General features: G+C 31.6%; 47 protein-coding genes. 46 read left to right on the forward strand and 1 reads right to left on the reverse strand.

Features of this window, described 5'->3' with window-relative positions; genetic code table 11:
• From WC026_RS13015 to WC026_RS13065, 11 genes are all read left to right on the forward strand, one after another.
• On the forward strand, nt 1-1,293 hold a 1,293-nt coding region (locus tag WC026_RS13015; RefSeq protein ID WP_372711439.1), incomplete at its 5' end, for an SPFH domain-containing protein.
• A gap of 120 nt (nt 1,294-1,413) precedes the next feature.
• Complete coding sequence (locus WC026_RS13020; RefSeq protein WP_372711440.1) at nt 1,414-1,677, forward strand: hypothetical protein; 264 nt, start codon at nt 1,414-1,416, stop codon at nt 1,675-1,677.
• A 14-nt stretch (nt 1,678-1,691) separates the two neighbouring features.
• The gene (locus WC026_RS13025; RefSeq protein WP_372711441.1) at nt 1,692-2,147 is read left to right on the forward strand and encodes a hypothetical protein; all 456 of its coding nucleotides are present in this window, start codon (nt 1,692-1,694) and stop codon (nt 2,145-2,147) included.
• A gap of 4 nt (nt 2,148-2,151) precedes the next feature.
• The gene (locus WC026_RS13030) at nt 2,152-2,325 is read left to right on the forward strand and encodes a hypothetical protein (protein ID WP_372711442.1); all 174 of its coding nucleotides are present in this window, start codon (nt 2,152-2,154) and stop codon (nt 2,323-2,325) included.
• 226 nt (nt 2,326-2,551) lie between these two features.
• Nucleotides 2,552-2,995: a hypothetical protein gene (locus WC026_RS13035; RefSeq protein WP_372711443.1), complete on the forward strand. Its 444-nt coding sequence runs from the start codon at nt 2,552-2,554 to the stop codon at nt 2,993-2,995.
• A gap of 215 nt (nt 2,996-3,210) precedes the next feature.
• Nucleotides 3,211-3,843: a hypothetical protein gene (locus WC026_RS13040; protein WP_372711444.1), complete on the forward strand. Its 633-nt coding sequence runs from the start codon at nt 3,211-3,213 to the stop codon at nt 3,841-3,843.
• 51 nt (nt 3,844-3,894) lie between these two features.
• On the forward strand, nt 3,895-4,230 hold the full coding sequence (locus WC026_RS13045; protein ID WP_372711445.1) for a hypothetical protein: 336 nt from the start codon (nt 3,895-3,897) through the stop codon (nt 4,228-4,230).
• 6 nt (nt 4,231-4,236) lie between these two features.
• Nucleotides 4,237-4,548: a hypothetical protein gene (locus tag WC026_RS13050; RefSeq protein ID WP_372711446.1), complete on the forward strand. Its 312-nt coding sequence runs from the start codon at nt 4,237-4,239 to the stop codon at nt 4,546-4,548.
• Between the two features lie 3 nt (nt 4,549-4,551).
• Nucleotides 4,552-4,881, forward strand: a complete 330-nt coding sequence (locus WC026_RS13055) for a hypothetical protein (protein ID WP_372711447.1) — start codon at nt 4,552-4,554, stop codon at nt 4,879-4,881.
• A 12-nt stretch (nt 4,882-4,893) separates the two neighbouring features.
• Nucleotides 4,894-5,133: a DUF4031 domain-containing protein gene (locus WC026_RS13060; RefSeq protein ID WP_372711448.1), complete on the forward strand. Its 240-nt coding sequence runs from the start codon at nt 4,894-4,896 to the stop codon at nt 5,131-5,133.
• A 2-nt stretch (nt 5,134-5,135) separates the two neighbouring features.
• Nucleotides 5,136-5,423: a hypothetical protein gene (locus tag WC026_RS13065; protein ID WP_372711449.1), complete on the forward strand. Its 288-nt coding sequence runs from the start codon at nt 5,136-5,138 to the stop codon at nt 5,421-5,423.
• Nucleotides 5,424-5,761: 338 nt separating this feature from the next.
• Here the strand turns inward: WC026_RS13065 and WC026_RS13070 are convergent, their stop codons facing one another.
• On the reverse strand, nt 5,762-6,979 hold the full coding sequence (locus WC026_RS13070) for an RNA-guided endonuclease TnpB family protein (protein WP_372711450.1): 1,218 nt from the start codon (nt 6,977-6,979) through the stop codon (nt 5,762-5,764).
• A 66-nt stretch (nt 6,980-7,045) separates the two neighbouring features.
• Here WC026_RS13070 and tnpA point away from each other — a divergent pair, with 66 nt between their 5' ends.
• From tnpA to WC026_RS13245, 35 genes are all read left to right on the forward strand, one after another.
• A complete protein-coding gene (gene tnpA / locus WC026_RS13075; RefSeq protein WP_372711451.1) occupies nt 7,046-7,453 on the forward strand; it encodes an IS200/IS605 family transposase in 408 nt (135 codons plus the stop codon).
• Between the two features lie 213 nt (nt 7,454-7,666).
• Nucleotides 7,667-7,852 (forward strand): helix-turn-helix domain-containing protein, encoded by a 186-nt coding sequence (locus WC026_RS13080; RefSeq protein WP_372711452.1) that lies wholly within the window; start codon nt 7,667-7,669, stop codon nt 7,850-7,852.
• Between the two features lie 406 nt (nt 7,853-8,258).
• Entirely contained in the window at nt 8,259-8,618 is a 360-nt protein-coding gene (locus WC026_RS13085; protein WP_372711453.1) for a hypothetical protein, read from the forward strand.
• 3 nt (nt 8,619-8,621) lie between these two features.
• Nucleotides 8,622-9,002, forward strand: a complete 381-nt coding sequence (locus WC026_RS13090) for a hypothetical protein (RefSeq protein WP_372711454.1) — start codon at nt 8,622-8,624, stop codon at nt 9,000-9,002.
• Nucleotides 8,999-9,226: a hypothetical protein gene (locus WC026_RS13095; RefSeq protein WP_372711455.1), complete on the forward strand. Its 228-nt coding sequence runs from the start codon at nt 8,999-9,001 to the stop codon at nt 9,224-9,226. The genes WC026_RS13090 and WC026_RS13095 overlap by 4 nt, the downstream gene beginning before the upstream one ends.
• A 7-nt stretch (nt 9,227-9,233) precedes the next feature.
• A complete protein-coding gene (locus WC026_RS13100; RefSeq protein WP_372711456.1) occupies nt 9,234-9,461 on the forward strand; it encodes a hypothetical protein in 228 nt (75 codons plus the stop codon).
• Between the two features lie 126 nt (nt 9,462-9,587).
• Nucleotides 9,588-10,172, forward strand: a complete 585-nt coding sequence (locus WC026_RS13105) for an IS607 family transposase (protein ID WP_372711457.1) — start codon at nt 9,588-9,590, stop codon at nt 10,170-10,172.
• Nucleotides 10,172-11,434 (forward strand): RNA-guided endonuclease InsQ/TnpB family protein, encoded by a 1,263-nt coding sequence (locus WC026_RS13110; RefSeq protein ID WP_372711458.1) that lies wholly within the window; start codon nt 10,172-10,174, stop codon nt 11,432-11,434. Before WC026_RS13105 ends, WC026_RS13110 begins: the two co-directional genes overlap by 1 nt.
• A gap of 7 nt (nt 11,435-11,441) precedes the next feature.
• Nucleotides 11,442-11,702, forward strand: a complete 261-nt coding sequence (locus WC026_RS13115) for a hypothetical protein (protein ID WP_372711459.1) — start codon at nt 11,442-11,444, stop codon at nt 11,700-11,702.
• A 568-nt stretch (nt 11,703-12,270) separates the two neighbouring features.
• Nucleotides 12,271-12,552 (forward strand): hypothetical protein, encoded by a 282-nt coding sequence (locus WC026_RS13120; protein ID WP_372711460.1) that lies wholly within the window; start codon nt 12,271-12,273, stop codon nt 12,550-12,552.
• Between the two features lie 80 nt (nt 12,553-12,632).
• Nucleotides 12,633-13,277: an ATP-grasp domain-containing protein gene (locus WC026_RS13125; RefSeq protein ID WP_372711461.1), complete on the forward strand. Its 645-nt coding sequence runs from the start codon at nt 12,633-12,635 to the stop codon at nt 13,275-13,277.
• 10 nt (nt 13,278-13,287) lie between these two features.
• The gene (locus WC026_RS13130) at nt 13,288-13,698 is read left to right on the forward strand and encodes a hypothetical protein (protein WP_372711462.1); all 411 of its coding nucleotides are present in this window, start codon (nt 13,288-13,290) and stop codon (nt 13,696-13,698) included.
• A 12-nt stretch (nt 13,699-13,710) separates the two neighbouring features.
• Nucleotides 13,711-13,953, forward strand: a complete 243-nt coding sequence (locus tag WC026_RS13135; protein WP_372711463.1) for a hypothetical protein — start codon at nt 13,711-13,713, stop codon at nt 13,951-13,953.
• A gap of 11 nt (nt 13,954-13,964) precedes the next feature.
• Nucleotides 13,965-14,168, forward strand: coding sequence for a hypothetical protein (locus WC026_RS13140; protein WP_372711464.1), 204 nt, complete (start codon nt 13,965-13,967; stop codon nt 14,166-14,168).
• Nucleotides 14,158-14,442 carry a hypothetical protein gene (locus tag WC026_RS13145; RefSeq protein ID WP_372711465.1) on the forward strand — a complete coding sequence of 95 codons (285 nt, stop codon included), beginning with the start codon at nt 14,158-14,160 and terminating at the stop codon, nt 14,440-14,442. The genes WC026_RS13140 and WC026_RS13145 overlap by 11 nt, the downstream gene beginning before the upstream one ends.
• The gene (locus tag WC026_RS13150) at nt 14,443-14,685 is read left to right on the forward strand and encodes a hypothetical protein (RefSeq protein ID WP_372711466.1); all 243 of its coding nucleotides are present in this window, start codon (nt 14,443-14,445) and stop codon (nt 14,683-14,685) included.
• Between the two features lie 379 nt (nt 14,686-15,064).
• Nucleotides 15,065-15,409: a hypothetical protein gene (locus tag WC026_RS13155; protein WP_372711467.1), complete on the forward strand. Its 345-nt coding sequence runs from the start codon at nt 15,065-15,067 to the stop codon at nt 15,407-15,409.
• 3 nt (nt 15,410-15,412) lie between these two features.
• Nucleotides 15,413-15,874: a hypothetical protein gene (locus tag WC026_RS13160; protein WP_372711468.1), complete on the forward strand. Its 462-nt coding sequence runs from the start codon at nt 15,413-15,415 to the stop codon at nt 15,872-15,874.
• 187 nt (nt 15,875-16,061) lie between these two features.
• Nucleotides 16,062-16,499 (forward strand): hypothetical protein, encoded by a 438-nt coding sequence (locus tag WC026_RS13165; RefSeq protein WP_372711469.1) that lies wholly within the window; start codon nt 16,062-16,064, stop codon nt 16,497-16,499.
• Between the two features lie 2 nt (nt 16,500-16,501).
• Nucleotides 16,502-16,966 (forward strand): hypothetical protein, encoded by a 465-nt coding sequence (locus WC026_RS13170; protein ID WP_372711470.1) that lies wholly within the window; start codon nt 16,502-16,504, stop codon nt 16,964-16,966.
• 12 nt (nt 16,967-16,978) lie between these two features.
• The gene (locus WC026_RS13175) at nt 16,979-17,215 is read left to right on the forward strand and encodes a hypothetical protein (RefSeq protein WP_372711471.1); all 237 of its coding nucleotides are present in this window, start codon (nt 16,979-16,981) and stop codon (nt 17,213-17,215) included.
• Nucleotides 17,212-17,586, forward strand: a complete 375-nt coding sequence (locus WC026_RS13180; RefSeq protein ID WP_372711472.1) for a hypothetical protein — start codon at nt 17,212-17,214, stop codon at nt 17,584-17,586. Before WC026_RS13175 ends, WC026_RS13180 begins: the two co-directional genes overlap by 4 nt.
• Before the next feature lie 129 nt (nt 17,587-17,715).
• Nucleotides 17,716-18,087, forward strand: a complete 372-nt coding sequence (locus tag WC026_RS13185) for a hypothetical protein (protein WP_372711473.1) — start codon at nt 17,716-17,718, stop codon at nt 18,085-18,087.
• 11 nt (nt 18,088-18,098) lie between these two features.
• Nucleotides 18,099-18,419, forward strand: a complete 321-nt coding sequence (locus tag WC026_RS13190) for a hypothetical protein (protein ID WP_372711474.1) — start codon at nt 18,099-18,101, stop codon at nt 18,417-18,419.
• Nucleotides 18,394-18,759 carry a hypothetical protein gene (locus WC026_RS13195; RefSeq protein WP_372711475.1) on the forward strand — a complete coding sequence of 122 codons (366 nt, stop codon included), beginning with the start codon at nt 18,394-18,396 and terminating at the stop codon, nt 18,757-18,759. The genes WC026_RS13190 and WC026_RS13195 overlap by 26 nt, the downstream gene beginning before the upstream one ends.
• Before the next feature lie 23 nt (nt 18,760-18,782).
• Nucleotides 18,783-18,983: a hypothetical protein gene (locus WC026_RS13200; protein WP_372711476.1), complete on the forward strand. Its 201-nt coding sequence runs from the start codon at nt 18,783-18,785 to the stop codon at nt 18,981-18,983.
• Between the two features lie 118 nt (nt 18,984-19,101).
• Nucleotides 19,102-19,731, forward strand: coding sequence for a methyltransferase (locus WC026_RS13205; RefSeq protein ID WP_372711477.1), 630 nt, complete (start codon nt 19,102-19,104; stop codon nt 19,729-19,731).
• Complete coding sequence (locus tag WC026_RS13210; RefSeq protein ID WP_372711478.1) at nt 19,728-19,973, forward strand: hypothetical protein; 246 nt, start codon at nt 19,728-19,730, stop codon at nt 19,971-19,973. The genes WC026_RS13205 and WC026_RS13210 overlap by 4 nt, the downstream gene beginning before the upstream one ends.
• On the forward strand, nt 19,973-20,632 hold the full coding sequence (locus WC026_RS13215) for a hypothetical protein (RefSeq protein WP_372711479.1): 660 nt from the start codon (nt 19,973-19,975) through the stop codon (nt 20,630-20,632). The genes WC026_RS13210 and WC026_RS13215 overlap by 1 nt, the downstream gene beginning before the upstream one ends.
• Before the next feature lie 15 nt (nt 20,633-20,647).
• Nucleotides 20,648-21,607 (forward strand): hypothetical protein, encoded by a 960-nt coding sequence (locus tag WC026_RS13220; protein ID WP_372711480.1) that lies wholly within the window; start codon nt 20,648-20,650, stop codon nt 21,605-21,607.
• 3 nt (nt 21,608-21,610) lie between these two features.
• Nucleotides 21,611-21,763 (forward strand): hypothetical protein, encoded by a 153-nt coding sequence (locus WC026_RS13225; protein WP_372711481.1) that lies wholly within the window; start codon nt 21,611-21,613, stop codon nt 21,761-21,763.
• 413 nt (nt 21,764-22,176) lie between these two features.
• The gene (locus tag WC026_RS13230) at nt 22,177-23,253 is read left to right on the forward strand and encodes a hypothetical protein (RefSeq protein ID WP_372711482.1); all 1,077 of its coding nucleotides are present in this window, start codon (nt 22,177-22,179) and stop codon (nt 23,251-23,253) included.
• Between the two features lie 303 nt (nt 23,254-23,556).
• Nucleotides 23,557-23,799: a hypothetical protein gene (locus WC026_RS13235; RefSeq protein ID WP_372711483.1), complete on the forward strand. Its 243-nt coding sequence runs from the start codon at nt 23,557-23,559 to the stop codon at nt 23,797-23,799.
• 33 nt (nt 23,800-23,832) lie between these two features.
• A complete protein-coding gene (locus tag WC026_RS13240) occupies nt 23,833-24,162 on the forward strand; it encodes a hypothetical protein (protein ID WP_372711484.1) in 330 nt (109 codons plus the stop codon).
• 6 nt (nt 24,163-24,168) lie between these two features.
• On the forward strand, nt 24,169-24,618 hold the full coding sequence (locus tag WC026_RS13245) for a hypothetical protein (protein WP_372711485.1): 450 nt from the start codon (nt 24,169-24,171) through the stop codon (nt 24,616-24,618).
• The last annotated feature ends 19 nt before the right edge of the window (nt 24,619-24,637 follow it).

Here is a 24,637-nt window from a genome sequence, read left to right on the forward strand (position 1 = left end):
GTTGGGAAAGGCTCAAATGTTTACTACGAATTTCCTAAATGGCTACCGAAATACGGTGTAGAAGTAAGAGAGTTGCCAGTATCTAATTTTGGTGTTGATTTGCCAAAATATTCTGCTTATGATAAAGACAGAGTGCCGTTTGAGGTAGATGTAAAGGCATTTTTTCATATCGCTGATACAAATAAAGCTGCTGAGAAAGTTGCTTCATATCAAGATTTATTACTTCAACTTAATAATGTTGTACAGGGTGCTGTTCGTTCCATTTTGGCAAAATCTAAATTAGAGCAAATAATGGAGGAGCGTTCAATGTTTGGGCAGCTTTTTACTGATGCGGTGAAAGACGATTTAAAAAGTTGGGGTGTTGAACCTATAAAAAGCATTGAATTGATGGACGTGAGAGATGCGCAAGGCTCAAATGTAATTCATCAAATAATGGCAAAACGAATTTCAGCTATTGATATGGAAAGTAGAACAGAGGTTGCTAAAAACACAAAAAGTGCAGAACAGGCAGAACTTGAGGCAAGAAAAGAAGTTGCATTAACAGCAGCAGAAACAGAAAGACTTTCAGGTGAGGCACAAGCAAAATCTCTTCAAGCTATCGGAATAGCACAAGCAGAAAGCATAAAAAACAGGGGTATAGCAGAGCAGACTTCTTTTTCCGAAATTGCTAAAGCAGAAAGATTAACGGCAGAACAGAAAATGGAGGTTATTAAAGTAACTCAAATTAAGCAAGCTGAAATTGATAAAGAAAAAGCGATTATCAATACAGAGCAGGAGAAACGCCAAGTTGAACTTGTGGCGGAAGCTGAAAAATTTAAAGTTGAAACAGATGCTAAAGCACAACTTGAAGCAAAAAAGAAAGAAGCTGAAGCTATAAAAAGTGTTGGTGAGGCACAAGCAGATGTTATCAAAGCAAAAGGTTTATCGGAAGCAGAAGCTAAAAAACAGATGGAACTTGCAAATGTAAGTGCGCAAACAACACTTGCAAAAGAGATTGGCGAAAACGAGAGCTACCAAAACTACTTGGTTAAAATCCGTGAAGTTGAAATTACGGGAGAAGTAAATAAAGTGCAATATCAATCATTGGCAACCGCTTTAAATGGTGCTGACCTTAAACTACTTGTAAATAGTGGTGACGTTCATTCGGGGCTTGGTAAGTTTTCGGATATTCTTAGCTCGAAAGGTGGTGCAGCTACTAATGGACTTTTTGAAAGTTTGAAACAAACTACCGAAGGTGCAGGACTTTTGGCTTTACTTGACCGTTTGACCAAAAAAGAAGATGATAAAAAATAATCATTAAATCATTAATTACGGGTGGGGTTTTTCTTATTTTTTCATCACGAAACTATTTATGAATCACCCCGCCCTTATTATCCGTAAAGGAGCGTTAGCAATTTTAAAAAAAACCGAAACATGAAATCACAATCAGACTACAAAGACTACATTGAGAAAAGAGTAGAAATATTTCCTCAACCGTTTAAATTCGGTTCATTTGTTAGATATGAACATTGCTTAACTGCCTGTGAGATGGCAGTAAACGAAGCAAAAAAAACTTTTACAAAATCGTTGCTCACGGAAATAAAAGCAATGACGGAGCATTTAACACAAGACGAAAGAAACGAATACTTTGATTTGAAGATAAATGCTATTGAAGACTTTAAAACACAATCGTTATAAAAAAATAAAACGACATGGGAAGCATAAAAATAAACGGAAAGGTTTTTGAAACTTTCAAAGACGAAGAAGGAATTGAACGATTCAAACCAAACAACTTGATATTGAATATGAAAATCAACTTTGACATTAAAGTTAGTGAACTCATGAAATTAGTTCATTTAAAATCTATTACGTTAATGGATTTGTTAGATTATTATGCAGCAATAGGGTTTACCGTTAGCGGAGTACAAGAATTATCTTTCTTTGAGAATTACGATTTTGTGAGAGATGAAAATAATAATTCTAACAAAAGTACTTCTCTTCTTATCCCTCAATACAAAGAAGAATTACTTGAGTGCATACAAAATCTAATGGGTGTTTTTGACACTCCTATTTCCCGAAGGCAAGTAAGTGGGAAATTTGTTGAAGAAGCTCGGAAAATTGGTCGTGAAATTTTAGAAAGCAATAAAGCAAGACTTCATATAGAATAAAGAAATGATACAATTTAATAATAAACTTGAAGTAACTGACCATGATTTAAGATTATTGGCAGAAAAATGGGAAAATAAATTAACAACTGAAATAGGAGTGAAGACCGCATTTGCATCAGGATTCAAGATGGCACTTCAAGAGGTTAAAAAAGCTATTGACTTAAAAAAAAATAAGTAGAGAATGGAAGTATACGTTTTATTAACCGACAACAATGTGAGCTACACAAGGGAATTTAAAGGACTTTTTAAGTGTAAGCCTTCTCCTGAACAAATATGCTTAATGGCAGACGAAAACAGACCTATTGAAGATTGGTTAGGCATGGGTCACTATCTTTTACAAAACATTGGCTGTAAATTGAATGGCTATTGGATTGAGAAATTTTAAATTGTAAATACATATAAGTATGAAAAACATATCACTTGATGCGACTGTTATTTATTGCATAAACGGATTTCAACAAAAAGGACTCAACTATTTTAAAGAGTATGAAGAAGATGTTGTTGGTGATGTTGTTTCACCTTTTCAACAAAATTACAAATACAAAATAAAATCAATATTTAATAATCATAGTATTTTTACTATTGATTTAGAACCTTTTTGTGATTCAGCTAAAAAGGTTTTTGAAGAGCAATATAGCGATATGGCAAATGTCATACTTCAAAACAAAAAAGCGGTCGGGAAATATTTTATTATAAAAGACCTCAAATTTAGGGATTTTATGAAAGATGAAAACGGGAAAATATCATTGTATAATACACAGGAAGAAGCCTATTCAGTTTGCGGAATCTATGAGTTTCCAAATGTTTTAGTATGTAAAGTTGAACATAACCATATTGAAAATGAATAATTGCACGGAAAACATGACACAAGAGGAAATAATAAACAGGTAGAAAAATTATGAAAAGAGAAATAAACAATTGGAAAATTGATTTTTTTGAATATAATCCTACATATTTAGGATTTGTTTTAGGATTATTGGTAGAGCCACTTTTAATTGTTTTAGGTCTCATAGCATTAGCATCCTTTGTGGATTCAAATAAAAAAAAGCAATAATTTATAATCATGGAACAACAGATAGTTAAAATATTAGAAGAGAACAGTGCTGAAATTGAAAAAGGCAGATTTGTGATTGGGAAAAATAACATGACCGAAATAGCACAGAGTATAACAAAATTATTTTCTACTCCTAATGTTGTAAAATCGGATTCTGATGAAGAAGATAATGAAGAAGGGTGGTATATCCAATATAGTTTTCGGGAACAAGGAAAATACCTTCCTTCTGAAGAGTGTTTTTTCGATTATATTTTAAAATTGTTGGAAGAGCTTAAAGAAGAAACTGAACGTCTTGGAAAATTACACCCTGTTTTTAGAGGTTTTCAATTACTAATTAAGGAGATTGAAGAACAAGAAAAAGACCAATTGGAAAATCTTATAGAGCTGACTTTCTATGAAAATATAACTTTTTCTTTTAAATATGCAAAGGAACTTAAATTATATGACGTAGTGACTCCTAAATGCCTTTCTTCAAAAACAGATATTGGCAAGGAATTCATTTATCTTTTAAGTGAACGTATTGTATTTGTGTTAAGTAGACGAAATTGGCTTAGTAAAAATTTCATAGCACTTGAATTTGAAGTGGTTGAACAAGGAAGAGAAGATGAAGTTCGTAAGGAACTTATTCGAGGAAATTTTTAAAACGTACAAATTCATAATTATTACAAAATGAAAATAGAAAGATTACTTAAAATGGAAGCAGAAAACGAGATTGAAAAACTCGTAATGATACTGAGTAATAAAACAGACTTCGGAAGTTCGCAAGGAGGGATGATTAGTGTAAAAAACTTCTATAAAGTTGCTGAAGACATAATGTTATGGCACAAACAACAAACAACAAACTTCTTAGATGAAGAATTAAAGCGAATAGAAAGCGATTTAGATAAAAATTGGGATTATCTGCAAAATGAAAGTAAATTTAAAAACCTTGACGGAATAACTCCGTTTTTAATTGGCATAAAAAAACTTGAAGCAAGAAAAACAGGCGTTCTCATGATGAAAGAAAAAGTATTAGAAAATAAATATTAATTAAAAATGAAAATAGATATTACAGGATTACCCAAAGAAAAAGTTTTAATGGAATTATACAACAACGCTCATACAACTACGGGTTTTGAAATAACGCCAAATGGAATGAAATTAGACCATGCAAAAAGATTAATAAACAACAATTTGCATTATGATTGGCTTAATGGAAGGGCATTAAAAATTAATTTAAGCAACAATATTGTAGATTTTAAAGAGTATGATTCTGAAAGAAATTACGAACATACGAAACTTGGATTTAAAAAAGGAAGACTCGCTAAAGAAATCATTGAATCGTTAATCCATTCGCACAAAATTTAAACTATGAAAGACATAATTCAACACGAAATAAACCTTACCGAAAATACGCTTAAAAATATCGAAATATATCCCGATATGTATCAGTCTAATGCAAAAGATTTTTATCAGGGTAGAAAGCAAATGGCAGAGGAATTATTAACCAAATTTCTTTCTTCGGGAACGGGTTCTGACAAATTGGAATCTTTCATAAAACGCCTCTCTTCAATGAAAGATGATTCAGGAAGAGAAGGGTGTACTTATGGCGATACAGAGCATGATAGTATTTCTGCTGTTTATGGTTATAATTTAGCTATAGACCATGTAATAGAAACATTGCAAAAAGGATTAAAATAACACATTTTGCGAATGGTGTACACGGACAAAATACATTTGGTTGCCGATAGTGTAGAAGAATTACACAAATTCGCTACTTTAATATGTTTGAAACGACACTATTACGAAGGAGTGAGAAAAGGGCATCCTCATTACGACTTGACTAATAAATATATAATAGAAAAAGCGATACAAAACGGAGCGAAAATAATAAGTAGTCGGGAATTGGTTGGAATCAGTCACAAATTAATACACAAAAACGAACTATTTTAGTTATGGCAAACGAAAAAATGGAACTAAAAGCATACAAATTACTTGCTGATTTGCAAGGAAAGTTATTGGACAGGATTACACTTGAAGCCGAACGAAAGGCTGAATATTGTAAGGATAAACCCGAAGAGTCTCAGAAATGGATGGAATACATAAGTAATCCTGATAAATGGGACTATTGCGGCTTAATGAGTAAAGAAGATATGAAAGTGCTTGACACCATTGAATATCTACTGAATAACGATGCGACAGAAATTAAAAAGAGGAAGGAATGGAAACCATCGAAACATTAATAGTAGGTTATGGCATCTAAAAAAGCAGAACGACAGAAGATATATGAAAAATGCAATGGCAGATGTGCTTATTGCGGTGACGAACTTACTAAAGGATGGCATAAAGACCACATGAATCCTATTGTTAGAAATAGCGAATGGAATAGAGAGAAAGGTAGATTTAAATCTGTTGGAACTTACAGAAAACCCGAAAATGAAGATTTTGACAACTTATATCCCGCTTGTGCAAAGTGTAACATTCAAAAAAACTCTTTTACCGTTGAACAATTTCGGGAGAACATAAAACAATTTGTTAATTCATTAAACCAATACAGCACACAATGTGAACTACACCGACCCTAAAGGGTAGGTGCTTCGCAAGTCAGTACTCCGACTAATGTCGGCAGTTCGTTGCGATTTTTAAGTCTGTATTCCGCAGACAAATGATTTCTAAGAGCAAAATTTTTAATATTTATGGCAGCATTCACATCACGATTCAAAACAGAACCACATTTGCAAGTCCACTCTCGGTCTTTGAGTGTCAACTCTTTATTGATGTATCCGCAGTCAGAACAAGTCTTACTACTCGGCTCAAAACGACCAATTCGCAAGATGCTTTTTCCGTACCATTCTGCTTTATACTCCAACATTTCAACGAAATTACCCCATCCACAATCCAAAATAGACTTATTTAAGCCTGATTTAGCTGCTTGTCCATTTGGTAGGTATTTTCCATTTTCATCCTGTTTCGGCTTACAAGTCGCTGACATTCCTTTTATATTCAGATTTTCAATCGCTATACTATCGTGGTTATTGATTAGTTGCGTTGAAATTTTATGTAAAAAATCTTTGCGTTGGTTCGCTACTTTTTCATGTAAAATAGACAACCTACGTTTTGTTCGTTTTCCTTTATTTTTAGAATATTTACGTTGTGTAAAACTTAATCTTTTTAATGATTTTCGTAAAAATTTCGGATTCTCAAATTCTACGCCATCAGAAGATACTAAAAAAGACTTTACTCCTAAATCAATTCCTACTGTACTGCTCTCACTTATAGGTTTTTTGACAGGTATTTTGTCGTTAGTGTCAACCAAAATCGAAGCAAAATATCTACCCGTTGCTGACCGACTCAAAGTTGCTTGTCGGATTTCTCCTTTGAATTTTCGATGCAAAACAATGTCAATTCCTTTCTTGAATTTTGGAATGTGCAATTTACTGTTTTCTACATCAATTTCAACGCTTTGCGGAACATTGAAAGAACGATTTTTATGTTTCTTCCTGAAATTAGGAAAGTCGGCTTGTCCTTTGAAAAACTTGGTAAAAGCAGTATCTAAATTTACAATTGCCTGTTGCAGAGATTGGCTATTTATTTTCTTCAACCATTCACATTCTTTCTTTAAATCAGGTAGTTGCTTAACTAAATCAAAACAAGTTAAATTTGTTTTTGAACCCGCATACGCCATTTGTTTTGCTTCCAAAGCAAGATTATATACGAATCTACAACTGCCAATATGCTTGTTTATCAGCTCACTTTGTGATTTTGTAGGATATATTCGGTATTTATATGCTTTTAACATTTTACAAAGATACAGTATTTATAGTAAAAATTATGTTTGTCTAAATAATATTTCTAACTTTGTGCTATGAAAGAAGCAAAATGTCATTCTAACAGTCACTCTAAATACTTGATTAAGTTACATTTCGTACTCGCAATTAAATACAGGAAAAAACTTTTAAAAGGAGAACTTAATGACGATTTAATTCAAATTATTTACGAAATATGTAATGAAAAAGGATATTTAGTTGACGCTTTACAAAGCGATATTGACCATTTACATATTTTAGTTGATGTAGAACCAAAGGTTTCTGCACTTGAAATCGCTCACCAAATCAAACAAATTAGTATGTTTAGAATTTACAAAAAACATAAGGAGTTTCTGAAAAAACATTTTTGGAAAAAAAATATACTTTGGTCAGAAGGATATTTCGTTTGTTCAACAGGCGATGCAAGTACGAAAACTATCCAAAAATATATCGAAGAACAAGGATGATAATTATTTCGCATCATTCATCCCCGACCCTAAAGGGATAGGGGTTTTCTGATGCTTTTAAGATAAATTTGCAAAGAAATACGGGTTAATAACTGAAACAATAAAGCCGATTGTATTCTATTTTGAAACCTTGCAGAAAAAACAAAACAAATCTTAATAAATACTTTGTTTATCCGATATAAATTATTATATTCGCACACTTAAACAACGCAAATGGATTTAACTAAATTAAAAGAAATACGCAAGATGCGTAAAATTTCAATCAAAGACTTATCGAAACAAACAGGAATTAATCGGGATAGGATTTCGTTGATTGAAAGAGGTGTTGTCAATCCGTCTTTCAAAACTGTGGAGGCAATAGCTGAAGCAATCGGAGCAAAAATTATTCTAACATTGTAAGAAGAAGAATGATAGCCAAGAAAAATATGTTTCGGTTTCCACAGCCCGAAGGCACAGAGAGAATTTGCTCTCATTGTGGCAAAGTATTGAATAGCGAAGAAAAGCTTTCTTTAAGTCCCTATGCGTTTATGCACACTTGCAAAAAACATAAATATCTATCCTGTATTCCGCAATGGAAATCTTTCAGGTTGCCGAGAAAATTAAAGAAGCATTTCAAAAAAATATATCCTAACACGGTATGTAAAAGGTCGTTATATCAGAATATAGTAGGTTTCGACAATAAAGATTTTGTTTTTGTTTTTCGTGGCAGACAACATAAAGGAGATAAGTACATTACAGAATATATTGAAAAAACCGCATAACTATGGAGTGTACAAAGGTTAAATATTCTTCCGAAAAGTTTGCAATGCTTGATATTGAAAGAATCAAAAACAAGAAGCCACGAAGAGAAAAAACACCTGACCATGCCTATTTTTGTCCTCATTGTGGCAATTGGCATCTAACGAGTAAGATTGACAATAATTTATTGAAAGTTAATTCTTTAGAATCACAAATATTCGAGCTAAAAGAAGAGAATCATAAACTAACTAAATCTGTCAATAAAGAGGACAGAATCGTTCTTAAAAAAGACAAGCAATTGACCGAACTTAAAAATCGAAATTCTGTACTCCAAAAAAGAGTAAGTGACTTGCAATCTAAATACAACGATTTATTAGGAAAGTATTTTACATTATTGAAATTAACCGAGTCAACTAAAAAAGACTAAATTATGCAAGAAAAAGAAATACAACCGTTCGATAACGAATGGAGAATAATGGTTGAAGGTATTATGGAAAATGGAGGTTCATTATGGGTGATTGAAAGAACTGATACAAATCAATTTATGATTCGCGATTTGGATTTTACAATTGACAGTAGAGTATCATTTTTTAAACCTCCTGAATGGAAAGATAAGTTTCCTACCTTAAATCAACTACCTTATGGAAAAATATTAATGTTTATGGCGGAAGATTTATATCCTACTAAAGAATTAGCGGATAAATTTGCACCAAAAGAAATATTAGAAGGCGGTTGTGAACATTGCAGAAACGGAGCTATACAGATTCCGATAAAATTAACAGAACATAAATTCAAAAATCGAACCCTATGAAAACTTATAAAAACACCGAATATCCAAAACGAGCAACTGACTTAAGCGGGAACGAAGAAAATTTCAGTGTTGATGTTGTTACATATCATGACGCGCTTTTGAATATTGGATTTTATAATTTTGATACTAAAAAATGGGGATTCCATACGGACACTCTAACAGATATGTACGAGGATGGAGAATTACAAGAATTCATTTGGATGTATAACCCTTTTACAAATTAAAAACAAAATGAAATTAGAAAACAAAAATTCAACAAAACATGAAAACGGCAATAACGCTAATCACTTTTTAGCGGTAATGCTTATTTCTTTGGTATGGATGGCAGTATTAACGATTGGCGTTATACTCGCTTGGTTATTTGGTTGCGAAAAGTTCTTTATTAGAACCATTTTAATAATGCCATTTTCATTTGGTGGCGTGTATGCTTCTTGGAGTGTTTGGCAGCATTACCGCTAACTCTTAAATAAACTAAAGTGTGCTTAATTAAAACATTTTAAAAATAAAATAAAAAATAAATATTATTGTAACTAAATTTGCATAATTCGTATAATTAGTTTATTTTTGGTGTATAATTTGTAAAAAATGACATCTAAAGAGGTTACATCAACATTAAGAATTAGTAGAGGAACTCTGACTAATTACGTAAAAAAAGGATTGATAAAAACCGAATTAACTCCTACAGGAAGATATGTTTACGACAGAGAGAGCGTGTATTCTTTGATAAATGGAGGTGTCAGAAAAACGTATATTTATGCGCGAGTTTCTACACAAAAACAAAAGGATGATTTGAACAACCAAGTTGAACTTCTTAAGCAATATTGTTTCTCAAAAGGGATAAAAATTGATGGAATTTATAAAGATATTGCAAGTGGAATTTCGTTTGAAAAGCGAACAGATTTGTTTAAATTGTTAGATTTTATACTCGAAAATAAAGTTGAAAAAATTGTAATAACTTACAAAGATAGACTTAGTCGGGTTGGATTTGGACTTTTTAAACATTTATTTGAGAAGTTTGGTTGTGAAATTGAGGTGATTAGTGAAGTTGGTAGTGTAAAATTAGACAGTCAAGAAATATTTGAAGAAATTGTAAGTTTGCTTCACTCTTATTCAATGAAATTATATAGTTCGAGAAAGAAAAAAACAATAAAAGATTTGATAACAGAATAATGCAATTAGTTGAGCGACACATAGTTAAAGATGAAAAGTTTATGGATATTTGTGTAAAAGCAAAGAATCTATACAATCAATCTTTGTATTATTATCGACAATCTGTTTTTAAAAATATTGAGTATTTTAATGAATACGAATTGACTGGTTTATTCGCTGAATATCAAGAAGAAAACTATATTTCTTTACCTGCTCAAACAAGCCAACAAGTCATAAAATTAATGTTTAAAAACATTAAAAGTTGGCAAAAATCACGAAAAGAATTTGAGAAAAACCCGAATAAATTTTTAGGTAGACCAAAATTGCCAAATTATAAAAAAGAAACTTCGATTTGCATCTTTACAAATCAACAAGTTAGCGTTAAAAATGGTTTTATTTCGTTTCCTAAAAAAACAGATTTACCCAACATTAAAACTAAACAATATAACTTGCAGCAAGTTAGGATTATTCCAAAATTAAATCATTGCATTGTTGAAGTCGTTTATAACTCAAAAGACATTGAAATTCATAAATATAACGGAAAATGGATGGGCGTTGATTTGGGAGTGAATAATTTAGCTGCGTGTACGACTGAAAATAGTGCGTTTCTTATTGATGGAAAACCCTTGAAATCAATGAATCAAGGATTTAATAAAACGAGGGGAAAAGTGAAAGGATTATTGCCACTTTTGGGTAAACATATCCTTTCAAAAACTGGAAATAGGATACAAAAAGGTTCGTCAAGAAAGGTGCGAATAATCACTGAAAAACGCAATAGAAAAGTAGATGATTACATGCACAAAGCGAGTCGATTTATTGTGAATAACGCTATGGAACAAGGAATTACAAAAATAATCATTGGTAATAATAAAAATTGGAAACAGGAAATAAAAATAGGAGTAAAAAATAATAATACGTTTTGTAGCATACCACACGACACTTTGATAGAAAAAATAAAATACAAAGCACAAATGGATGGAATACAAACGATTTGCACGCAAGAAGCATATTCAAGCAAGTGTTCTGCGCTTGATTTTGAAGCCGTTAAAAAACACAAAAACTACGTTGGAAGAAGAAAAAAACGAGGTTTATTTGTGACAAAAAATGGAATAAAAATCAACGCGGATTGTAATGGTAGCTTGAATATTGCACGACTTGAACTAAGTGCAACTGGCGATGAAATCACGATTTCCGAGTCATTAGTGCGTTGCGTGTCGCAACCAAAGAAAGTGAACATTTTGTACAACAAAATTGAACTACTTAAACAATTTAGTAAAAATTGACGACATTATGGCTATTGAACATTTTAAAAAATTGAAATGGTGGCAACATCTATTATTCTTTCCATTATCAGGGTTATGGGTTTACATTCTTTTAATGAAAACTGATGCTCAAAAGAAGGAAGAGCAAGAAAAAGAAAAAGCGTTTTTCCGAAATTTCCGAATAGAAATAAAAAAAGGACTTTTGTGGGATACAAAAATAATAGTGCAGAGAGAAAAACCATTGACAGATGACGAAATGAAATTGATGTATAAAGAATCCGCATCATAGACTAAAAACAGATGAAAGATTTTAAAAATAGACCAATAAGGATTTCTCATGGAAAATCAAGCACTAATACAAGTGACAAAAGCGATTTAATTTATGTAGAATATTATAATCAAAATAATTACCCGAAATGTCTTGGCACATATAATAAAGATAATAAACAATATGCAGATTTTGGATTGAGTGATTTAGCTTCGTTCTGTAGCTTCTCAGATATACATAAAATGTTTGAAAAATTTAATGTTAATTATCTCGGTTTAATCCTAAATTTCATCTAAAACTAACAATATGAACTTAATAATGACTATGAAAAAGAAGGCAAATTTACTTTATACATTGTTGGCAGCCGTTTTTGCTTACAGTGTACCTTTCTTTGGAATTTTAATGGATGATAATTGGTATAAATGGACATATATACTTGGAAGCCATATAATAGGATTAATAATATTTCTCATTATTCATAAATGGTATTTCGCTAATTTAATCGGTTCTAATGACTCGACTTTATCTTAGCGTCACAATAGAATTACTAACACTAAATTTTTAAATCAAAACGAAAATAAATAACGAGATGAAAGAGAAAACAAAAACAATGGTAATCGAAATGAGCAAAGAGTTTGACGAAAAAGAAGGCTTCGTTACTTGCGAATTCGCTATTCATAAAGACAGAATTAACGAACTTGAAAAATTTGTTAAGGAAAACATTAATATTAATCTCGGAAAGTGGATAATTATAGAGTGTGACACTTGTGTAAGTCATCACGGGGAAGGTCATGCTCACGCAAGTATCGAAACTCACAAAACCATTGCTAAAATAGAAAAAGCATCAAACTTTATTAAAACAATAAAATAATTATGAGATTCTTAATCCAAACAATAAATAAAAAGATAAAACACGACTTTTCATTTGTCTTGCTCGAAAGCATAGCGTTCATGAATTGGTATACGAGGTCTAAAGACTTTAAATTTACCCTGACTGATGAAGTTTATTATAAAGACACTTGGAAGAAACATATTCCTGTAGGTTCTGTTGAATTTGTTTCTGAATTTCTAAAACTCTACCACAACATAGCTGTTAAGCCAATTAATGTGCCTGAAAGTTTATTTGATTTTGCAAATAGAAAAATCATGAATGGAACAGAGAAACATATTGGTGTAGAAAAATTCATCAAATCTAATGATAAAATAAAATCTATCACAGGAATTCACAATATACCAACTTCAAATGGACTTCAGAATATCGCACCTGTCGGTAACTACCAAATTTCCGATGTAATTGAAATTGCAAGTGAATGGCGATGCTTTGTGTTCAAAGGAGAGTTAGTCGGACTACAAAATTATTCAGGAGATTTCTGTTTGTTTCCTGACAAAAACACAATTTTAAAAATGATTTCGGCTTTCAAAAATCCACCGATTGCTTATACTTTAGACATTGGGGTAAATAATGGAATAACTTTCGTGATAGAAGTTCATGACTTTTTTAGTTGTGGACTGTACGGATTCGCAGAACATAAAATATACCTATCTATGCTTTCTGAATGGTTTTGGGAGTTCATTAAGAAAAATAGGGTAAATTAAATACAAAATTATGAAAAAATTGATTGAAAAATTAAAAGAGATTGAAACCATTGTAGAACTTTCGATTGGAAGTGAAATGACAGAAAATAAGGCAATGGGTATTTATACACTTACCAACGAGTTAATGTGCAATCTTAAAAAACTACACATTCCTAAAGTAAAAAACCGAACTAAGCAGTTGCAAAAAACTGACACGCAAAATGTTAGTGGTAGATTTCAAATTAGCATATCGGAAATAATGCAAATTAAAAACAGACTAAGAGAAATTAATAATAACGAAATCAATAACATTGATTTTTTAGACGATAAAGGATTTCCTATTAAGATTGAACAAAAAATTAGAGACGATTGGAAGTTCACAGGTCTAAATATTACCGAGTTTATCAGTTTAGGATTTTACTCTAAAGGGTGGGATTCGTAAAAACAATACAAAATGGAAAACGAAGAGCTTCAAAAGTTAACTAAATACGAAATAAGCAACGAGGAAATACAAAATCTATTTCCTAAAGTAAATGACGGAAGCAGATGGTACGTTGACACGAATACTTTTGAGTTTGTTGACGCTATAATCGAACAATGGTTTGAAGAAAAAGGAGTGACTTTTTGGGAAATGCCCGAAATCGAACAATACGAATTGGTAGGAGAGCCTACAAAAATAATATTTTACTGTACTTAACCAAAAAAAACATGAAAAAACCAACCACAAAAAAAGTAGAAAAAGAACTTGAATTTCTTAGGAAAGAAATTGATACTTTCCTTATACAAAAAGACGCTCCTGTTGACTTTGCTTTTATATTGGCTTATAGCTTAAAATCCATTAACGATTCAATGAAAGTTATTAAAAAAACTTTAATCTCAATTAATCAGCAAGAGAAATCCCATGTTAGATAAAATGGAAGACACGCATATAGAAACAGCAAAAACAGTAGCAATTGAATTTGCTACATGGATGGAAGATAATGCTTGGACAGCAGTATATTCAAAAGAGTTGAAAAAACGTGCTTATGTAGATGCTTCAAAAAATACCGTCCTCCTTCATGGTTCGGATTACCATTTCACAAAATTAATAAATGAAAACGGAAAGACAATTGATGAATTGTATGAATTGTTTTGGAAAGACAGACAGGAACACTTGGAATCATTAACAAAAAAACACTCAAAATAAATGACAAATTACATTTTTATTAAAAAAATCTTAGGAAATATAAATCCTGTTGGAGAAAGTCATGTAGACACTGATAGATTTGAAAACCTGAAAGAAACGACTGAGTTAGTCGGAATGTTATTATCGGACATTCGAGATGTAGCTCATACAAACAAAACCGCATACGAACATTCGAGAAAAAAAGCGAGTGAATTCGCTTCTAATTTTTTGAAAGAAATGGGTATTTCTGAATACGAAGGTTGATTTATTTGGAAATATTTAGTTCTCATATTTAGTTATTTAACTATTTATTTGAAAAAAACATCAAGATTTATTTGGTAGTGTTATTTTATTATTATACGTTTGTGTAGAATTAATTGTTTAACACATAAATCTAAAAGTCATGGAAGAGAAAACAGCCTTAGACCAATTACCAAGTAGAATTAAATATTACCTACTTGATTGGAAGGATAAAAACATGAACGGATATATTGGTAAATACGGAGTTAGCTTGAGATGTTTAACTCATTCACAATTGAGTGAACTGTTTTTTCATGCGACTACGAAAGACCGAGAATTACTTAAAATGTAGTGATTAACCCAAAATTTTTAACAAAAGTACTATCCTTAAACTGTAACGAAAATGGAAATAGAAATTGGTAAAACTTACAATTACTTCGATGATGGCAAAATCAACGAAAGCAGAAAAATTCCTGTTCTAATCACCGAAATAATTCCTTTTGATAAAATTGATTTTGAAACCCTCAACTTATGGATAGAAGAGGTTGAAGAATGTGGTTGGTTATATGCAAAAGAAACTGATTTTTTTGTAAAAGGCACATTAAAAATAACAGAAAGTAAAAAAGAAGAAATAATTTTTGTAAGAACCAAAACAAATAATAGTTGGTTCAGTATGGGATGGTGGGGTGGAATATTAGATGTTGACGGCAGTTTAACGAAACTATTAAATCAGTCTTTAATAAAATAATTTATGTCATACGGAAGGATAGAATACAGCGAAGACGGTCTCCCAAAATGCGAGATTTGTAATCAATATTTTAAAAGAGTTTTATCTCATGTTAGACAGAAACACGGGTACAGTGAAAAGGAATACAAAAAAGAGTACGGCTTCGACCTAAGAAAAGGTATTTGCAGTAAGGAAAGTTCCGACAAAACAAGGGTAAAAACCTTAGAGAATTACGACTTATGTGTTACGCAGAATCTTGAAGAAAAAGGGGCTAAAAACAGATTTAAAAAAGGTAGTAAAGGTAGACCCAAAGAAAAAGTTTCTGCTCAAACAAAAATCAGGCTTAAACAACGGTTAAAAGAACCTTATATGGTTGCAGCCATGAAAGAGTCGGGCAAAAAGGTTGGAAAGTCGGGATTAGGAAATAAAGTCAGATGGGAAAAAGTTAAATTAGTCGATAATAAAGTCATAGAAATAAAAAGTTAAAACACGGTAACAAATGAGAAATTCAGAAGATGATAAAAACGAAGAACGATTTAAGAACTTTATGATATTTAAATTCTACGGAACTGACGAAGATGTTGAAAAGGCAGCTCCAATAATAGCTGTAATTATAGTGTTAGCACTTATAACTTTGTTGGTTTTGTTATTAAAATAATTAAAAACTAAAAACATGATACGATTCATTAATTTGTCAGACCAAATCCTCGAAGGGGGAAATGAGTTCGCTTTCTTCGATACAACTACAGATATGTTCAGAAACTTTTCGGGTGTTCACACATGGGACACCGTTGATGAATTTAAAAAAGATTTCACCGAAGAAATTAAAGATGATTACGATGGGAAAGGACTACGAAGATTTTTAAATTTAATCCCCGAAGATTGGGATAAAAAAGTAGTTACAGAAAATTCAGAAGAACAAAGCAAAGGCGAAGAAGCCCTTAAAGAAATTGAAAATCTCATGGAGCGTTGGCACATGGGGAGAGACAATGACGATGAAACCCTAACAGGAATTAACGCAGCTTTGGTTAAAATAGGGAAATTGTTACATTTTAATAAAGACAATAACTCGGTGGCATTTTTAAGATGGTTTGATAATTTAAAAAAATAATCATGAAACAACAACAAGACGAAAATTTTTGCGAATCACGAGAATCTTTCGCATTGAGAGAAATCGGATTTGATATGCTGTGTTTAGGTGTACATGAAATCCTGATTGATGGAGACAAACCAAGATTTAGACAAAATTACGATTCTGAAAAATTATGGTGTAATCACAACGTGATTAAAAAAAGATTTGAGAAACAAGATTGGTTTTGTTCAGCTCCTCTTTACCAACAGGCATTTAGATGGTTTAGAGAAACATATAATCTTAATTCTTTCGTAAAAGCAGACACGATTTACAACGAAAAATTTGTTTGGGTTATTGATTTTGACGTAGAATCTATTGAGCGATTCAGCACCTACGAAGAAGCAGAATTATCATGCTTGAGAAAGCTAATTGAAATAATTAAAGTAGCAAGAGTTAATTATACAAACGGAAAACAAAACACTTGGAAGCACTTTAAAAACATATAATGTGAACTAAATATGGTAACGCACTACGAACCTTACGCAGATTCCGAAGAAGAAGCACATCCATTTTGCAGAACAAAATCTTCCGAAAACACACTAACCGATAATCATTGGGATTCTGTTTCTTGCAAAAAATGTCTGAAATTAAAAGACAAAGCAAAAGCGTATGTAGAAGAGACCGAAAAACACATCCTTAAAGATATGCAAGGAATGGTTGATTTTTGGAAAAAAGAAAAAACCTTACAATCATGAACAAAGAATCTGAAAGTCCACTAAGACCGTTTGATGACTTAATCAAAGAAATCGAATTTGAAGGAGAAAAATTTATTCCTTCCGCTAAAATTGCAGCTCTCTGTTTTAATTACAACGAAAAAGCAGTAAAATACAAGGCAAAATTTTGGATTAACAACAGCTACGACTATATGTTATGGTATAATTTTGAAACTAAAATATTAGCTCCTAAAAAAATGTCATGTTATATCGGAATAGACAGGAGTTTTAACATTTCTATGGATTTTATAATTGATGGAAAGAAACCGATGACAAACACAGGAACTCCTGTTTATAACCAAATCAAAATCGTAAAACTTTTAATTAAGTGGGGTTTTATTGCTAAAGACTAAAAAAAACTATTTGCTTTATTTTTAATTACTTACAACTTTTCTTAAAAATAATTCACAAAACATTTTGTATTTTATAAAACATTAATTACGTTTGCGTATATTATTTGTTTAACACACGAATCACAACCCATGAAAAAGTATATGTTACAAAGTTGGAAGTTATCCGTTAACGGAGAATGCGCAACTGAGGAGGAAGCAATCAAAGAATTGTCTGACAGATATATGACGCACTCAAAATGCAGTCCTCCTATGGAACATCCATCGGAACTTTTAACAGGAAATGTCACACGCAGAGACGTAACAAAAATAGGTAAATCCGTTTTGCTTTCTGTATTTGAAGAAGTATACGGAATTAATCAATGGATTGAAAAACACCACCTGACTATTTATCCATTTAAAAAATCGCATTGGTGGGAGAGTGAAAAAGGATTTGAATTTACCGAGACCGAATTCCGATACGATATTGAAGCTATCATCCCTGTTAAAACACAAAATAATTAATCCCAAAAAAAATGAAAATAGATTTCAATAATTTCAGAAAACAAACCGCATACGCATTAGACAAAGTGATAAACACTCTTAATGAAGGCATTTTGCCCGAAAAAGAATATGCAAGTCATGAACAACCTAACGGAAAAATGAAACATTGGGAAGGAGACGTTCTGATTTCAAAAGAAGATTTGCAAAAAGATATTGATGAACTTAGGTCAAATATATGGATATTGCTTTGTATGTACGAAGAAGGGAATCCTGATTATCAAACCGTTTTTGAAGAAGTGGAAAAATCAGGAGGTTTAGCTCGTTTCAATGATAATGATGAAGAAGAAAATTAACAATTTAAAAATTAACAATATGTTTAATCCATTCAAAATATTTAAAAACAAATTCATGAGAGAATCTGAGATAGATGATGAAATTGAATTTTCTTTTATTTGGTATAAAAAAATGGTAAACGGAAATAAAACACATTTCACTCAGCCATTCAGAACAAAAATAAAGGCAAAAACAAGAGAAGAAGCCCGTAAGAAAGTGACGGATTTTGCTTTACAAAAAATGACTTTGGTTGTGGTAGACGAAAACAAATTTAATAGCAGCGAAATCAGTCAAATAACGGAGCAGTTTGAAAAATTAAACGAGCAAATTAAAAAAACTATTGACAATCTCAGGTTTTAAACCAAAAAAAACATCAAAAATCTATGAAAAAAATCGTTATTGAAAATTGGAGATTATACGGAGATTATATGCTATTTGCAAATCTTGTTGACAAAACAAAAAAGTGGATATTGTTAGAATCTACCTCATCATCAATTACAGCAACAGGAGGAGAAGATGCGCTACAAGATTTTTCTAAACTATTGGAAGAAAATAATATTAAATTCACCAGTAACGAAAATTAAAACCATGACAACAAAAGAACAAGTGCTACAAAATTGCACAATCGAAGGAAACGTGGTAAAACTGCCAAATGTTTAACTTGAAAGAAAACTCTACCAAGACGTTGCTAAATCACTCGAATTGATTGGCGGTAAATGGAAAGGTGAAAAAGTATTTGGATTCGTATTCAACGAAGACCCAACCGAACTCCTTAGTCAAATTGCTAACGGAGAGAAAAGAAACCTAAAAAAAGAATATCAATTTTTTGGTACTCCTGACGAACTTGCTGACGATTTGGTTTTTGAAGCTCAAATAGAACCTTTTCACGAAATACTCGAACCAAGCGCAGGTCAAGGAGCAATTGTAAAAGCCATCCTTCGAGTTTTTCCAAAATTAAAAGTGGACGCTTACGAATTAATGCCCGTGAATCAGACTTTCCTAAAAAAAATATCGGAGGTAAACCTCATCGGGGAAGATTTCCTGACTGCTGACAATAAGAAAAAATACGATGTGATAATTGCGAATCCTCCTTTTGCAGCCAACCAAGATATTGACCATATAATGAAAATGTACGACCTACTGAAAGTCGGTGGAAGATTAGTTTCTGTAGCTTCAAAACATTGGCAAACCTCAACCAATAAAAAGGAAACTGCTTTTAGAGATTGGTTGAAAAAAGTTGAATATGACTTTCAGGAAATACCTTCAGGAAAATTCAAAGAAAGCGGAACAAATATCGCAACAGTATTTATTGTGATAAACAAAAAATCATGATTATGAAAAGGATAATTGAAAAAGGATTAGTGGTAGAATATAAAGGCAAGTATTGGGGAAAAAAAGAGGGGGAATATGATGGATGGACTACTATTGAAGAAGCTTACATTGCAAAGAAAAAGTATGTAACCAAACCCGAAGATTTTGCACCGCCTTCATTGGAAAGAGAGTTGAAAAAAGGAAAATTAATTGAAGTTAAAAGGACTACAGTAATTGCTCATGAATTCAAAAAAGCAAAATAATGAATACAAGACTTATAAATACGGAATCTTACTATTTTTTAATAGATTTGGATTCTGAAATAGAAACCGAAAATATTTATTACAATGATTGGTGCAACGGAGTTTTTTACAACCAATATCCTCGCAAAGCACCCCTTGAGTTTTATTCTAACGCTAATTTTCCTCCACATAGTATTGAAAAAGGGAAAAATTTTAAAGTAATTGCCCATCTTCCAATAGAAAAATTGGAACAACAAAAATATTCTTTATTCAAATTGACACCCGCTTTTTTAAACATAATTCTCAAACTACCACCAATCCCTGTGTGCGGAAATATGGAACAAGAAATGCTCAAACAGATTTTTATCAAGACAGGAGGAAGAAAAGAAAATCCTGAAATTGCGAGAATATGTTCGGAAATAACCGTTAAAAATTCGGATAAAAAATGGACTGACAAGGATTTAGAAAGAGTAATCTCGCACACGCTATACATATACAACAATAGAAGTGGGAGCATAACAACAAAAGATGTTCAAAAGGAAATTATAGAAGGCTTATGTTCCGAAAACACAACAAAAGAGCCAATTGGCTTTGAAATAGAAATGGAACTTATTGGAAGCCCATCATTATCAACTCCAAAAGTAATTAACGGAGTTTTGCAAGGAACATACAAATTTTAACAAAACACAATACAAATGAAAACACAATACAAATTACATTTAATCAAAACCCTGAATCCAAGTAACCTTATAATCGAAGATAACGAATTTGACAAGGATTTTGGCAGATTACTTTTTTCTGAAGATTGTGGGATTAAATTTTTTGACGAACACAAAAACCATAGACGCACAAATAAACATTTTCTAATTATTGCCGATAATTTAGAAAGAAAAAAAAGCGATTGGAATAAAGGAGACTTCTTTCGTTGTGGTTCTGTCATAGTCGAACTTGATTACCTTGTAGGTTCTGAAGAAGATTATTGTTTGTATGGCAATGACGATATAGAGCGTTTTTCTTTTAATGCTAAAAAAATAATAGCATCAAACTCAAAAGAAATTACTCCTAATTCACTCATTAACAAAGAGGATATTGTGATAATCACGGACTATTACAACACACATGAAAAACTACCCGAAATAGATTTAGAAACCTTTGAAGAAGAAGAGCATATAGGAGGTTCAGGACACACTGCTTATCCTACTTTTACAACTAAAATAAAAGTTAATGATAATAACGTGGTCATTAATTGGAAAAAAGACAAAACCGAAGAGGAAATGTATGAATTAGAACAGCAACTCGATATTCCTCACAAGGATAGGTTTTACAACTCTAAACCTGATATTAAAACCATCGAGCGACTTGTCAAAAGAGGCGAAATGAGACGATTAAAAAATGACATTGACGAGATTTGTGATGCTGCCGTTGAATACACTTCTAACCATAAAGATTTTAGCGCAGAAGGATTCTCTGAATATATGAATGGGATTATAAACGGATTTAGCGAAGGGGCTGAATGGATGAAGAAAAAGACTCATGCTAACGAAGAAGTTATAAGCATATTATACAAACATACTGAGTACATTATTAGCGAATATGTTATGACAGGGAAACCACATATTTCAATAGAAAAATGGTTTGAACAATTTAAAAAATAAGTTATGGAAAAAGAAACCTACATTTTTAAAGAAAAAGCATACGGGATTAATCTCGACAGATTAAAAGAAGGCTACCTATCCAATGAAATAATTTGTTATGCAGAATCTTTAAATAAAGCTAAATCAAAATTATTGGAGCAAGTTAAATATAAGTAGATTCAGATTGGCAATTCAAAAGTCAAGACACTTGGAAAGAAGTCAAACAAAATTATCAAAAATATCTAATTCCTTATCAATCAGAAGGAGGATATAAATTAGGACAGCCCCTTTGCTTTGAAGATTGGCTAATACTCAATTACAATCCACCAATTAAAAAATAAAATATGTCGCCATTAGTCGGAGTCCAATTCACAAGTAGCTTATTCGTTGGTGTAGTTACAATAACCCATGTTGAATTAACCGAAAATTCTATAACGATGGAGATTTTCGGAGAAGAAGAGCCGAGAAAATTCAACTTGCAAAAAGCAAAATGGTATTTTGAAAATGGAACTTTTGTGAAATTATAATCAAAATATTTTGTACCTTCTAAAATATTAATTATATTTGCACTTAACACACAAAATCAAGCTATGGAAACAAAACACGAATTTCATTTAGTACCTACAGAGAAAGTGACTAATCTTGCAATGTTAAAGAAAAAGATAGGCGACTATCTATCAGGAGCTTTATCTCTCACAAAACATGTCGAAGTATACCCTTCCGACTACTTTCTGAATCAAATACTTGTTATAACTGACGACTCCGAAATCAAAGAAAATGATTTAGTTCACGATTCACAATTTGACGAAATTTATATTGCTAATGATGTTGTTATCCATAATAAAAAATCTCTACAATACCAATATCTTAAAAAAATTGTGGCTTCCAACTCAAAAGAACTATTTCCGAATCATTATTTAGTCGGTGAAAAAGATGTAGATTATATCGTACATTATTACAACTATTTCAATGTACTTCCTACGGTTAAATTACAAATGGAAAAACACTATATTCAACAGCAGTTTTCGGAAACCGATATTGAGATTATGAGTCCTAAAACAGTCAATAATGAAGTAGTGATTGTATTTGACGCAGAATTTCTTTTGGCACTCAGTGAAAACAAAAGGAAAAATGATAAAATTTTAGTTCATTTAGAGCATTGTTTTCAGGGAGAATATAAAAATAGCTGCAAATATGGGGAAGACAAAACTTGCCCTTCTAATCCAAAAAAACAAGAAATCAATCCTGAAAAGAAAAAAAGTGATACTATTGTCCATGAAATGTTAGATAGCTTAATTGACGATTTTGCATTTGTTTTTCAAAAACATTTTAGTCATGACATTAAATTTATAATGGACAGACTCCATCAAAAAACTTCTAAAATGCTTTCTCCTGAAAATAAAGAAGTAGAACAAGAATATTGTAGTGGCGCATATTTTTGCCATAAAAATACAGCAAAATATATTTGTGACCAATGTGGTTTACCCTTAAAATTGAAAAATGGTCGAAAAAATGATTTTGAATCCAAGTTAAACGAAATCGCTTTTGAAAATTCAAAAAAAGTGAATTGCGAAAATCTTTCGCAAGAGGTTGTCGCATGGGGACAAAATCAATACTTCAATGGATTTAAAGAAGGTGTGATTTGGGGAAAAGAAAATGTAAAATAAACAACATGGAACTTCGCATTTTAAAAACAGATAAAAAACTGACTTGGTGAACAAAAAAAACTGACACCTTATTTTTAATCAGTAGTTATGTGTTGCTGTCAAAAACGCATAATTAAATAGGGAAGTGGCTAAACTTCCACTAAACACCGAGAAATTAGGAGGGAAACACACCACGTAGTACCTCCTTTTTTATGCGATAAATATTTATTTTTAAAAATATTTATTATTTTTTTTGTTTATTCAAAATTTAGTTATACATTTGTGTAATAATTAATTATTTAACACACATAAAAGTATTATGTCATGAAAGATTCAAAAAGAGATTACACAAAATTAACTGCTATCGCAAATACTTTTGATTTAACTCCATACACGCAAAGAGGTCAAGTTCAAGAAGGACTCTATAATTATAAAGGACTCAGAATTCCTATTGATTTATCCGCTTGTGCTGAAGACGCAATATCAATTATTAAAACGGTATTAAAGCAATTGGGAGATTTAGAAGAGAAATTGACTAAAGAAATTGAAAAAGCTAATCAAGACTAAACGGAGGATTTGAACGACTAATAAACATAAATCATGAAAAAGAAAACACCACCTACATTTCCGAAAGAATTTCCTCAAATAAGGATTCAGTATGGGAGCAATTGTGACACATCAGGGAAAGGTATGCGTTTAAAAACTAATTTTGTTTGTCCTCACGAAAATTGTAACTACACTTCTCGAAATTGGGCTACTCCTTTCAATTTAAAAAGAAATCAAAATCAAAATATGTTTGTAGCGAGTACGAAATGCCCTCACCACAACTTAGAGTTAGTGAACTTCGGGAATGCTTGTAAACTACCTAAAAATAACAAAAAAGGAAGAAAAGAAAAACAAGAATTGATTAAATTATATACCAAAAAATAACAGGTTATGAATACAAATAAAGCATCGGAGATGGAAGAGCAATTTTGTGAATATCAAGAATCTTTCGACATGAAAGAATTTGGATTTGACGAGCCTTGTCTTGGACTTTTTGAGAATAAAAAATTAGGTTTCAGTTTTGCTATGAACGATGGATACGTTACACCTATCAAACATAAATGTAATTCAATGTTTGTTAAGAACATATTAACCAATGACTGTTGCACCGCCCCGACATACCAACAGGCATTTGATTTTTTTGAAAATAAATACGGTTTAGAAGGAGTGATTCAAAGAGTAGAGGACTTTAGTTGGTTCAAATTCACAATTTACGAAAATGGTAAAAAATTCTTTGCAGACGGACACGAAATCAAAACCCGAAAAGAAGCACGATTTATGTGTTTGAAAATATTAATCGACATTGTTAAATGTGAACTACCACCTACCCTAAAGGGATAGGGGCTTCTAAAGAAGCTAA

The sequence above is a fragment of the Hyphomicrobium sp. genome, from assembly GCF_041674905.1.
GTDB lineage: Bacteria > Pseudomonadota > Alphaproteobacteria > Rhizobiales > Hyphomicrobiaceae > Hyphomicrobium_B.